The 11,560-nt window shown below is 46.1% G+C and carries 13 protein-coding genes; 6 read left to right on the top strand and 7 right to left on the bottom strand.

The genetic code is table 11. The features are described 5' to 3' along the window. The first annotated feature begins 44 nt into the window (after positions 1-44). The 5 genes from clpS to JGK16_RS03500 all read left to right on the top strand — a co-directional run bounded on the left by clpS (position 45) and on the right by JGK16_RS03500 (position 4,292). Positions 45-338: an ATP-dependent Clp protease adapter ClpS gene (clpS, locus tag JGK16_RS03520; RefSeq protein ID WP_293145351.1), complete on the top strand. Its 294-nt coding sequence runs from the start codon at positions 45-47 to the stop codon at positions 336-338. Positions 339-1,457: 1,119 nt separating this feature from the next. Then, the gene (locus JGK16_RS03515) at positions 1,458-2,189 is read left to right on the top strand and encodes a cytochrome c biogenesis protein CcdA (protein ID WP_293145339.1); all 732 of its coding nucleotides are present in this window, start codon (positions 1,458-1,460) and stop codon (positions 2,187-2,189) included. A gap of 188 nt (positions 2,190-2,377) precedes the next feature. Continuing rightward, positions 2,378-3,784 carry a cytochrome c biogenesis protein gene (locus tag JGK16_RS03510; RefSeq protein WP_293189625.1) on the top strand — a complete coding sequence of 469 codons (1,407 nt, stop codon included), beginning with the start codon at positions 2,378-2,380 and terminating at the stop codon, positions 3,782-3,784. A gap of 69 nt (positions 3,785-3,853) precedes the next feature. Next, on the top strand, positions 3,854-4,114 hold the full coding sequence (locus tag JGK16_RS03505) for a DUF4258 domain-containing protein (protein WP_293176464.1): 261 nt from the start codon (positions 3,854-3,856) through the stop codon (positions 4,112-4,114). Then, positions 4,101-4,292 carry a DUF2283 domain-containing protein gene (locus JGK16_RS03500; protein WP_293176466.1) on the top strand — a complete coding sequence of 64 codons (192 nt, stop codon included), beginning with the start codon at positions 4,101-4,103 and terminating at the stop codon, positions 4,290-4,292. The genes JGK16_RS03505 and JGK16_RS03500 overlap by 14 nt, the downstream gene beginning before the upstream one ends. Before the next feature lie 157 nt (positions 4,293-4,449). On the opposite strand, the gene queF is transcribed toward JGK16_RS03500, so the two are convergent. Then, the gene (queF, locus tag JGK16_RS03495; protein WP_293176468.1) at positions 4,450-4,869 is read right to left on the bottom strand and encodes a preQ(1) synthase; all 420 of its coding nucleotides are present in this window, start codon (positions 4,867-4,869) and stop codon (positions 4,450-4,452) included. A gap of 145 nt (positions 4,870-5,014) precedes the next feature. Between queF and JGK16_RS03490 the strand changes: the two genes are divergently transcribed. Then, complete coding sequence (locus JGK16_RS03490; RefSeq protein WP_293189527.1) at positions 5,015-5,605, top strand: hypothetical protein; 591 nt, start codon at positions 5,015-5,017, stop codon at positions 5,603-5,605. A 293-nt stretch (positions 5,606-5,898) separates the two neighbouring features. On the opposite strand, the gene speD is transcribed toward JGK16_RS03490, so the two are convergent. The 6 genes from speD to JGK16_RS03460 all read right to left on the bottom strand — a co-directional run bounded on the left by speD (position 5,899) and on the right by JGK16_RS03460 (position 11,267). After that, entirely contained in the window at positions 5,899-6,321 is a 423-nt protein-coding gene (gene speD, locus JGK16_RS03485; protein WP_293176472.1) for an adenosylmethionine decarboxylase, read from the bottom strand. A gap of 289 nt (positions 6,322-6,610) precedes the next feature. After that, a complete protein-coding gene (locus tag JGK16_RS03480) occupies positions 6,611-7,672 on the bottom strand; it encodes a pentapeptide repeat-containing protein (protein WP_293176474.1) in 1,062 nt (353 codons plus the stop codon). 1,259 nt (positions 7,673-8,931) lie between these two features. Continuing rightward, positions 8,932-9,105, bottom strand: coding sequence for a hypothetical protein (locus JGK16_RS03475; protein ID WP_293202756.1), 174 nt, complete (start codon positions 9,103-9,105; stop codon positions 8,932-8,934). A gap of 87 nt (positions 9,106-9,192) precedes the next feature. Then, positions 9,193-10,401, bottom strand: coding sequence for a general stress protein (locus tag JGK16_RS03470; protein WP_293189529.1), 1,209 nt, complete (start codon positions 10,399-10,401; stop codon positions 9,193-9,195). 277 nt (positions 10,402-10,678) lie between these two features. Next, positions 10,679-10,840, bottom strand: coding sequence for a hypothetical protein (locus JGK16_RS03465; RefSeq protein WP_293195869.1), 162 nt, complete (start codon positions 10,838-10,840; stop codon positions 10,679-10,681). After that, positions 10,788-11,267: a BON domain-containing protein gene (locus tag JGK16_RS03460; protein WP_293189531.1), complete on the bottom strand. Its 480-nt coding sequence runs from the start codon at positions 11,265-11,267 to the stop codon at positions 10,788-10,790. The genes JGK16_RS03465 and JGK16_RS03460 overlap by 53 nt, the downstream gene beginning before the upstream one ends. Positions 11,268-11,560 lie beyond the last annotated feature (293 nt).

Genomic DNA, 11,560 nt, shown 5'->3' with positions numbered 1-11,560 from the left:
GTAACTCTTTTACAAATTTTGTAGTTTCAGTGGCTGTTCGCGCGATGACCTCTTCACCAACCATAGCACCCGTTCGATCGAGTCAAGTTACCCGCAAGCCTTATCCAAATTATCGGGTAATAGTCCTCAACGACGATTTCAACACGTTTCAGCACGTTGTGGAATGTCTGACTAAGTACATTCCAGGCATGACGAGCGATCGAGCTTGGAAACTCGCCGACCAAATCCACAACGAAGGCCAGGCCACCGTCTGGGTTGGCCCGCAAGAGCAAGCAGAACTTTATCATATGCAATTGAGCCGTGCTGGGCTGACAATGGCTCCCCTAGAGTCTACTTAACTGCTATTGGCAATCCTGGACGCATTTTAACCAAAATCTCTCCTGGGCTAGCCGTGCGATGAAAGCAATCTCAGCCTCAAAGAGATTGCTTTCATCGTATTGCACCTCAGACAAGGAATCTTGGTGTTGGTGCTGATTTACCAACTCAAATTGTTGATATTTTAGGATTTACACGCGCGGGTGAGAAACCCGGTTTCTTCTTAAATACTGCGCTTCCACACCAATATTTCTCGCACAAACCGGGTTTAGAAGAGCGTTTAGTGTATTTATCTACTTAATTTTTTAAGACCACACTTTGGTTAATACATATAGCCTTTCTTAGAAAGATGAGGTATGACTATAAATGGAGTTTTTAATGCGACCTCGCTTACTATATAATAAATATAAGAGCGCTCGCATCCCAACAACGTACCTCACTTTTTTGAGAACCACTATAGATCTACAGGCTGATTTAAACCCAGAACTTATTGGAGTCCGCTTAGCTAAATTTGAAACCTGCCAAAATGGCAACATGACTCTATCTTGATGATTTAGATTATTGGAAAAGGTGAATAATCTTGCAATCACTTAGGAATGAGAATTAAATAACTTACAAATTGATGGTTTTTGTGGGATGGGCGTCCCGCCCGTCCTCTCATGACTGGCGGGACGCCCATCCCACAAATATGTATAAATTATTTAATTCGCGATGCTTATTGGGCTGGAATTGCCAAAGTCCTTTGAATCAAATTTTCGGACGGGTTCGTCTGTCCATCCCACAAGAAAAAAAAATTGTGGATGGGCTGGCGAACCCGTCCTAGCTATTTTTGCAACAAGTCTATTATCGCAGTTGACGATCGCCCGCGAGCACTCTCAATCAGGCGATCGCGCTCACATCTCAAATCTTGAACCGAAGCGACCCGAATCTGTTACAATTTTCAACATAGCCAGAACATCACACTCGCCGGAACTCACTTGCATAGGGATATAAGCCCCGACTTAAGTCGTGGAGAACCGAAAAAATAGATATTTAGTTGAATATCCCAGATTCATCTGTAGAGTCAATCTAAAATCTAAAATCTCAATTCGATGACACCGGAGTCAATCTAAAATCTAAAATCTAAAATCTAAAATCGACCGATGGAAACCCTGCAAACCCAACTTTATCAACTCGCACAATTTGCTAATAATTTAGTCAACACTCAACTGACACACCTGAGTTTAGTCAGTGTCGGAGTGATTTTTCTGGCAGGGTTGCTAACGAGCTTGACGCCCTGTATGCTTTCCATGTTGCCGATCACGATCGGCTACATCGGCGGATACGAAGCAAAAAGCCGCCTGCAAGCTGCTGCCCAGTCGGCATGGTTTGCCCTGGGATTGGCGACAACTCTTGCGGGTTTAGGCATTGTAGCATCATTTGCTGGTCAAGTTTATGGCAAAATTGGTCTGGGTTTGCCGATCGTTGTCAGCATCATCGCGATTTTAATGGGGCTGAATTTACTGGAAGCCTTACCCTTACAAATGCCGTCTTTTGACGCTGTGGGCTGGGTTCCGAAAGATTTGCCTGCGGGCGTGCGATCGTACTTATTAGGCTTAACTTTTGGTTTAGTAGCTTCTCCGTGCAGCACGCCGGTTTTAGCTACCCTTTTAGCTTGGGTTTCCAAAACTGGAGATCTAGTTTTAGGCGGTGTGTTGCTGCTGTTTTACGCTGCGGGCTACGTGGCTCCGCTGATTGTAGCAGGTACTTTTACCGCGAGCATTAAAAAGTTGTTAGAATTGCGCCGTTGGTCGAGTTGGATTACGCCTGTTAGTGGCGTTTTATTAGTAGGATTTGGCGTGTTTTCTCTGCTTTCCCGCATTCTTCCCGCCTAAAATTCGCAGTAAAATTCGTAGTAAGGTTCGTAGTAAGGACTTCAGTCCTTTAAGAATTACCGAAAACAATACAAAATTGAAGGATACAGAGAATTAATTAATTGTGATTGGTAGTGTGTTACCCAATTACCAATTACCAATTACCAATTACCAATTACCAATTACCAATTACCAATTACCAATTACCAATGATATCAAAAGAAGTATTTCTATCTAAAATATCAGACTGGGCGACTGCGCCTCTAAAGTTTTTCAAGCGAGAACTTTTGCCAGTGCTGGCAGATTTGCGGCTGGCAATTATCTTGCTGCTGGCGATCGCATTTTTCAGCATTTCCGGCACCATCATCGAACAAGGTCAATCTGTAGAATTTTACCAATCCAACTATCCAGAACACCCGGCTTTGTTCGGCTTCCTAACTTGGAAAGTTGTGCTAATTGCAGGACTTGACCACGTATACCGCACTTGGTGGTTTTTGTCAATCCTAATTTTGTTCGGCAGCAGCTTGACAGCTTGCACTTTTACCCGACAATTTCCGGCACTAAAAGCCGCCCGCCGCTGGAAATTTTATGCAGAACCGAAGCAGTTTGAAAAATTAGCTCTCAGTGCGGAATTAGAAACAACTTCTTTAAGTTCGTTAGAACAACTTTTGCAGCAAAAAAATTACCGCATATTTCGAGAAGGTGAAAAAGTTTATGCTCGCAAGGGCATAATTGGTAAAATCGGCCCGATTATTGTTCACGCGAGTATGCTAATTATTTTAGCTGGGTCGATGTTTGGCTCGATGACTGGATTTATGGGTCAAGAATTGGTTCCTAGCGGTGAAACGTTTCGGGTGCAGAATATCACTGATGCTGGGCCTTGGGCGGGGCCACAAATACCGAAGGATTGGTCGGTGCGTGTGAATCGGTTCTGGATCGATTATAGTCCGAGCGGGGCGATCGACCAATTTTACTCGGATCTGTCAGTTTTGGACAAAACAGGCCAAGAGGTCGATCGGAAAACCATTCACGTTAACGAGCCCCTCAGATACCGGGGAGTAACCTTTTATCAAGCAGATTGGAGCCTAGCCGCTGTCCGAGTTCGCCTCAACAAAAGCCCGGTTTTACAATTGCCAATGGCTCAGTTAGATACCCAAGGTAAAGGCCGAATTTGGGGTGCTTGGATTCCGACAAAACCAGATTTGAGTGCAGGAGTTTCTCTGCTAGCAAAGGACTTGCAAGGTACAATGTTAGTCTACGGTACTGATGGCAAATTGTTAACTACAGTTCGCGCCGGTACAGCGGTGGAAGTTAACGGAGTGATGCTGGCAATTGATGAAGTTGTTGGCAGCACGGGATTGCAAATTAAAGCCGATCCAGGAATTCCGCTCGTTTATACTGGCTTTGGGTTGCTAATGCTCAGCGTGATGATGAGCTATCTGTCTCACTCGCAGATTTGGGCTTTGGAAAAAAATGGCAAGCTATACGTCGGCGGGCGCACTAATCGCGCTCAGGTGATATTTGAACGAGAAGTTGTGGAGATTTTGGACAAGTTGGCAGAATTGAAAACAGCAGAGACCAAAAGTGCGATTACTGAGACTTCTCTAGCTAATTAAAACTAATTGTAGGGTGGGCAATGCCCATCTTACATCCGGGTAAAAACGATAATTAAACAGGAAATAAAGGTGATAAAAAGGATTGAATTCAGTCAACACGCCTTACTAAAAATAGAAATTCTAGAAAGTCGCGGGGTGACAATATCAACAGATTTGATTTCGGAAACTATTAGAACTCCTAGTAAGTTAGAATCAAGTGGTGAAGGAAAGTTTATTTGTCAACAAAGATTGAATGGACTTGTCCTGAGAGTGGTTTACCAAGAATATAATGATAAAATTTTAGTAATTACTGCTTATCCGGGTAAGAGGTCAAGATATGAAAAAGATTAGATACAGCCAAGATGTAGATGCGATGCTGATCGAAATTTCCGATAGCCCGATCGCCTATGCCGAAGATGAAGGGCAAATGATTCTGCACTATTCTAGCAGCGGAGAACTGGTATTGATCGAAATATTAGATGTGAAACAATTTATCTCCTTAGAATCTCTCTCCGAAGCAATTAAGTAGGGTGTTCTACTCTAGCGTTATTTTCGAGCCAAACCAACAATCTCACTGACGCACCGAAAGCAAAAAACGGTGCGTCAGAATCATGCTTTCGGTGCTGATTGAGAATCTCAAGGACGCCCCTACCGCAATCAGTACCAGCCGCAGAAGACTCAACCTTCTACTTCTCGTGCCGCACCTCAACCACAGTGTGCACGTTCCCCCGTGGCAGAAAATCGCCCTTAATCGTCACTTCCAGCGGCGCGCAAGCTGCGACAAAATCATCTAAAATTTGATTGATCGATTCTTCGTGAGAAATGTAGCGATCGCGATAACTGTTAACGTAGAGCTTCAGCGCCTTCAACTCGACCACCCGCTCGTCGGGCACGTAAGTAACGTGAATCGCCGCAAAATCGGGATAGCCTGAAAACGGACACTTGCAAGTAAACTCCGGCAAAGTAATGTTAATCGTATAGCGCCGCCCGACTCGCGGGTTCGGGAAAGTAATTAACTCTCCTTCCAAAATCTCGCGTTCGCCGTATTTCATTTCCTCGGTACTTGACTTTTGCGACATACTTTGTGCAGTTGGGTGGTTGTTCATAGCGATCGACTGAAAACTTCTAAGATTTAATTAAACTCACTCTCAAAATCTGTAACAAATATCTTGACGAATTGTGTTGCGATCGATCTAATTGCAAATACTCTCAGGCTAAACTTAAAAAAGTTCACCCTCGCCATCTACAATTATGCAAAATACTACCTTATCTGACAATACGAACCCTGAAAACTCAAATAGTTACTCTCCATCGGTACCGATTTCCCTCTATCGAGAAGTCACGGCGGAATTGCAAGCAGCCCAAGCAATGCTCGACTCCCTCAAAACCCACAACCAGCAATTAGTTCAACAAAATCAACAACTGCGGCGAGAAGTAGAAACAGTAGTTCAAGTATCCCAGCAGCTACAACAAGTAGTCAACTCGGCTCAGAACGTCACCCAGACTGGGATGCCTCAAATGCCCTCAGTCAAATTCAATTTCAGCGTTGAACCGGAGCCCCCAGCACCTGTAACCTCGCGGACTAGCTCTGCCGTACCTCAACCACCTCAGAAAGTGGCTTTCCCCTTCCCTCTACCGGAGCCAACAGCCCCTCCCATGCCGGATACACTGCCAGAAAAATTATTTGCAGAGGTGCCGGAAACTCCTTACCGCATTCGATCTCAACCCAAAAAAGCCTCAGACTTAAGTGGATTGTGGTTGGCGATCGCCATTTTTCTGATTGTTATTGCTGCCTTCGGTGCAGGTTATTTAGTTGTTCGCCCTTTGTTAAAGGGAAAGTGACACTCCGCGTCCTAAACGCGTGGGGATTCTTGGTTCCGGCGTTGCTTAATCAGGGTATGAAAAAAAATAAGTTAAAAATCCCCAAGCTTTGTCGATAGTGGTTTCTATGACTGGCATATTTAGCCTTTCATACCGTAAATCAGCAACGCCACAAAAGATTTTGAAAGCCGCCCTAGAACGGCGGGACTTTAGACCCAATTCTTCGGTAAATTTCAACAAGAATCCCACGGCTCGAACCGTGGGATTTTAACGAAAACCTAGCATAAAATATTCAAAGTTACGCTAATTGGCTATCATCCTCTGGCTGCACTCGTTTCTACTAAACGAGGTGCATACTGCTCTTCACAAGCAGAACCTAGAATGCCCACCCCGGGCTCGAAACCGCGCGTGAACTCAGTGAGTTTTACCTGTTTAGCTTCCAAAGCTGTCTGTAGCACCTTCATGGCTCGGTGAGGGTCGCCGGCTCCGCAGAAAAATAAGTCTGCTGCAAAATAACCGTGTTCAGGCCAAGTATGGATTGCTATATGAGACTCTGCCAAAGTTGCAGTAGCCGTCACTCCGTGAGGACTAAACTGGTGTACGCACAAATCGATGAGAGTAGCTCCTCCGGCTTCGATCGCATCGAGTATGGCGCGGCGGATACGTTCAGGATCGTTGAGGAGGTCTCCAGGAGACTCCCAAGCATCAGCGACCAGATGGGTTCCCAATTGTTTCATTCTGCGGGGTTTTACCTCTAACTCACAATGTCTCAAACCTTTTGACAATAGCACGGATTCTAGAAATTTTCAAGTAAATTACCAAAAAAATTCCAAAAAATAGTTGCGAGGGCCCTCGCAACTATTTTTTGGGGCGCTTTGTCGCCAGTCAAACGCCGGTGCGAGATCTCGCACCGGCGAGTAGCGCGCCACTGCAAAAAAGCGACGTAACGTAAGTGAAGCTTTTTGACTTGAGGCGCGATCGCTAGCCTGCTCGCAACTGACAATCAACACGCTACCGGACATCCGATCAATCGCGGCTGTGAGTAGCCCCATTCGGCAAAATAGCCCCGCTCAAAGCCGCTTGGTTCAAATTAGCAACATTCAAGCTAGCCCCAATCAAATTAGCCTCCGACAAATTAGTTCCTGTCAAATTTGCCCCTGTCAAAGAACTCAGCAGCAAACCCGCTCCCGACAAATTGGCGTGACTCAAATTCGCTCCCCGCAAATCTGCTTCCAGCAAGCTAGCACCCGATAAATTTGCACCGCTCAAATCAGCTCCCCTGAGAGAAGCTTTGTTCAAATTCGCAGCCCTCAAATCAGCATTATGCAGAATTAAACCATTCAAATTAGCTTTACTCAAATTAGCGCCTTGCAAGTCAGCACCGCTCAAATTAGAACCATTTAAATTAGCTCCTTTCAAGTCAGCACCGCTCAAGTCAGCACCGCTCAAATTAGCAGCACAAATACAAGCCTCCCGCAGACTTGCTTCGCTCAAAATCGCCCCAACCAAATTGACACCGCTGAGATTTCCGCGATTGAGATAAGCCCGAATTAGATTTGCACCGCTCAGGTTTGCTCCGTTCAAATCTACTTCGCTCATAATTGCTCTAGTCAGATTTGCTCTGCTTAAATCAACCCCGCTCATAATTGCTCGGCTCAGCGTCGCCCCGCTCAAATTAGCCTCAATTAGTTTCGAGCCACTTAGCAAACAAGCTCCGACTAAACTCGCTCCAGTCATCACAGCTTTGCTCAAGTCAGCGCGAGACAATATTGCTCCGCTGAGATTTGCTCCGCTAAAATCGGCTCCGATCGCCACAGTTCCCGTTAAACTACAACTGCCTAGGTTCGCTTCAATTAATTTCGCCTTAGATAAATTAGCCCCGCTCAAGTCGGCACCATTTAAATTAGCTCCTATTAGTTTACTTCTAATTAAGTTGGCCCCTTTCAAATTAGTGCTGCTCAAATTAGTTCGACTGAGATTAGATTCAATCAAATGAGCGGCAATGAGGTTGGCTCCTCGAAAATCTCGTTCCCCGTTTCTATGTCTAGTTACAAGTTCATCGGCACTTAAAATCTCAGTGAAATTCATAAAAAAATTGAGTGAGTTTCCTTAATTTCTCGATGTTCAATGTTGTCTGAAAGTTTGTATGCTCGTGTTTGCTAGTCAGTTCTTAAACCAATACTGCCGCAGTAATAATTATCAAAACTGGTTGATTTCTAGCATCACCCTGATAATTTACGTAGAACTCACGAAAAGCCACCCGGTTTTTCGTAAAAGTAGGGCTTGGCTAGGGGCATTTATGAAGAAACCGAGTTTCTCGCTTCCGCCTGTAAGTCTTATGCTGCTAAGAGTTAGTTGCGGCTGATGTTAGTTGTTAATTGTTAGTTGTATTTATACTAACTGCTAATCACTAACTATTAACTACTAACTATTTACAAAATATCGATAAATCGATAAGTTGTCGATCGCATATTTTTGGGGTTCTTGCTGGCGGCACCCGCGCCACATTCACAGCCCACAAATTGCTGGTACAGGGGAGCAAATCTATTCTATTAGTTCCCGAAAGAAATAAGGACTCGAAGCTTCAACTCCGAATATCTTTTAGTTTTTGCCTTCTTTCTTCGATCGCCCATGAAAGCAGAGCCCGGTCAGCTCAGCTAGTGTCACCTCCCCCCACTGTGCTCAATGCAGCGTGAAATCGAACAGGAAGGCTGTTTCGCTCGCCTGGCCGATCGAGTCCCAGGCGAAACCAGCAATAGGCTGCCATGGGCCTGAGATTTCGCCAAAAAAAGCGCCGCGAGCCGTTCCCGTACTCCCGCGCTGCTGTGCTTGTTGTTAATGTTTACTCGATCCATGAGCGCTTGCGCTTCTAATTAACAGAACGCCCGACACCAGACGCGCTCCCGGACATAAAAGCTGTTCCTGGGCTGGAAAAAATGCTTCGCTGAGGCATTCCCAGAAAAACTATATTCCTTTAGCCGGTCTTGCCAAAGGCAATTGGGCTGCTACAGCCAACCAATGACCAGCCTAAGTCTTGCCCCAAGGCGACGACAATAATTATTCTAATAATTGCCGACCACCGCAGGCCGTACTCGGCGCGCGGGACTGGCTACTTCACCTGATATAATTTGCTGAAATTAGCCACCCCATAATTAAAGATAGTCGCTCTTTGACTAACGGGGCAATCTCTGCTGCAATTTTAGTCATCCAATTTGATAATACTCCAGGGTTTGCAACCCTTGCAGTAGTGAGTGTTACAGACTCACAAATCGCTGCGGATTTAGAGTGTAAAAATTTATAGAGCCGATCGACCAGCCGACCCAAAGCCCAGCTCGCACTCTCAAAATTCAACTTTTGCTTGGTCGCTTTTTTGAGGTTTCCCGAACAAAACAAAAGCCGGCTTTCACAGAAAAAGCCGACTTTTGAGAGAATTTTACCCGCATTCGGCTAAACGCCTGCGCCCTAAACAATCCGAGTGCGCCAGTGCGATCGTCCCAGCCGTCGGTAGAAATAATAGACATCTCCAATAATTATTGTGGAACAGGCATCTTGCCTGTTCCAGACTTGCTTTTTTGGAGAGATCTAATACCCAAACAAAGTCTGAAGGATCAAACCCGACGCTTGCCAGCAACGCCCTGATTGGGGTCGTAAATACCAGGCGTAGTATCAGCGCCGGGAGTGCCGGGAGTGCCGTAATCTGCCCGAGCGGTATCCACGCTGGGAGAGTCGTAGGTGTTCCAATCCTGAATGCCTCCGCGGCTCAGAACAGCCCCAGCTTTAGCGACTTCTGCTTCGCTGCCGTCAACCAGTACCAAGTAATCTCCCCTCGCCACTCGATCGTTATAAGCTCTGGCTTCCTCTTCAGGAATTCCCAAACCGACTAAAGCTCCGATCAAGCTACCCGCAGCCGCACCCAAAGCAGTACCTGCTAGCGTAGTGGCGATCGCCGTAGCCGAGGCTCCAGCCAGCATAATCGGCCCGATACCCGGAATTGCCACCAAGCCGAGACCTACCAACAAGCCAGTCAAACCGCCCAGGGTTCCGCCTGTGAGCGCACCCTTAGTCGCCCCTTCATCGGCCTTGTTGTCTGCGCTGTCGTGCACGTCAATGCCTGCGATATCCCCTTTAGAATCGCCATCCTTAGCAATGACCGAAACCCGATCCATGTCGAAACCCCCTGTTCTCAGTTCTCCCAGCGCGTGTTCAGTCTCGCGGCGAGTGGAAAACACGCCCACAGCGCGCTTGTGGCGACCCATCGATCTGCGGCCGGTGTCTGTAGGCACATCGTAAATGCCCCAATCCTGAATGCCCCGCACGCTCATAATTCCTTCGGCGGTGGCCAACTCAGCATCCGTTCCTTCTACGAATACCAAATATTCTCCGCGCGAGAGGCGATCGTTATAAACCTGAGCTTTGGCTTCGGGAACACCCAAACCGACCAAACCGCCGACCAAACCGCCCGCAGCAGCCCCGATCGCGCCTCCGACTACAGTATCAGCAAGCAGAGTGGCGATCGCGCCCCCCGCCATCACCGGGCCAACTCCCGGAATCGCCAGCGCCCCAATACTTCCGAGCAACCCAATCAAACCGCCCGTCACGACTCCCGCTGTCGCGCCTGCTTTTACGCCGCCGCCGACTTTCTCGTCGGTACTCTTACCAGCGGTAGCGCCCGCAATTTCGCTGCGATCGAGATTTTCTCCAACTACCGAAACCTGATTCATCGGAAACCCGGTACTTTGCAGTTCGAGCAAAGCTAGTTCCGTATCGCGGTAATTAGAAAACGATCCTACAGCCCGTTTGTGTTGACCTAAAGCCATTTCTTTTCTCCTTCAAAAAATACTGTTTTTACACAACTACAGAATTTACGATCTGCTTGCTGCAATCAATCACATTTAGTCATTTTTCCCAACATTTTTCATCGGTCGCTGGGAATAAACTCCGTCTCTATCTTTCGACCTGTTTTCTCTAATTATCAGGTCTTGGCAATCAGAAATTTGGAAGAAAAAATTGCGGGTATTAGGCGAGTTTTGAGTTTGACTTTAGAGTACCTGCTTAAACTCTATAAATTAAAACCCCGCTACCCGGAAGAGTCACCTAAGCGTTACGATCCGCTTTGAAAAAAATTTTATAATTCCCAACTTTCCTTCTTCCTTCTTCCTTCTTCCTTCTTCCTTCTTCCTTCTTCCTTCTTCCTTCTAATTTATTACTTGGTAGGCGATGCGGCGGGTGCAGCGGGGGCGACAACAGCCGTAACATTCACGCTTTTGACACCCTTAATTTCTTTAGCTAGCGGCTCTATTTTAGCTAAATCAGTTTGATTCGGAACTGTGCCACCTACGGTAACAGCCCCGTCTTTTGCCTCAACAGTGAGCGCACCTTTAGTAATGTTCACTTCCAACTTAGAACGAACTTCACTTTTCAGGTCGCCATCGGCTCTGCTTGCATCGCCACCAGTCACGTTGTTGCGCTGTTCTCTGGCTCTGATATCAGAATTTGCTTGGGCTTTGCGAACATCGCTAGTTGCGTCGGACTGAGTTTTTTGAACATTCTCGGCTGGGGGCGGGCTCTTGACATTTTCTGTGGTAGAATTAGGAGCATCGGCGCTAGTTTTAGCCCCCTCAGTGCAAGCAGCAGCTCCAAATAATAGGAGACCGCTGATGAGAATTGGTGTTAGTTTATTCATAATATGTTAATACCCTCCGGGTAAGCTGTCGATGAGTGAGACTTCGTTGAGTGAGATTAAGCCACACAGAATTTTAGCTGCTGCTTTCTGCTCTCTAAAAAGCCTTATATCAAACATATATAATTGAGCAATCCGCTACATCGCTCTACAGGTGTAAAATTTACCTCTGTCTTTAGATAGAGTACAAAAAAGAAAATAAGGTCTTAGAGTATTTTAGATTTTAAATTTTAGATCCTAGATTCTAGATTTTAGATTATAAATTTTAGATTTTAGATTTTAGATTTTAGATTTCG

It is taken from the genome of Microcoleus sp. PH2017_09_SFU_O_A, from assembly GCF_020738625.1.
Lineage (GTDB): Bacteria > Cyanobacteriota > Cyanobacteriia > Cyanobacteriales > Microcoleaceae > Microcoleus.
Note: the sequence above shows the minus strand (reverse complement) of the source record. Positions and strands in the feature narration are given on the sequence as shown.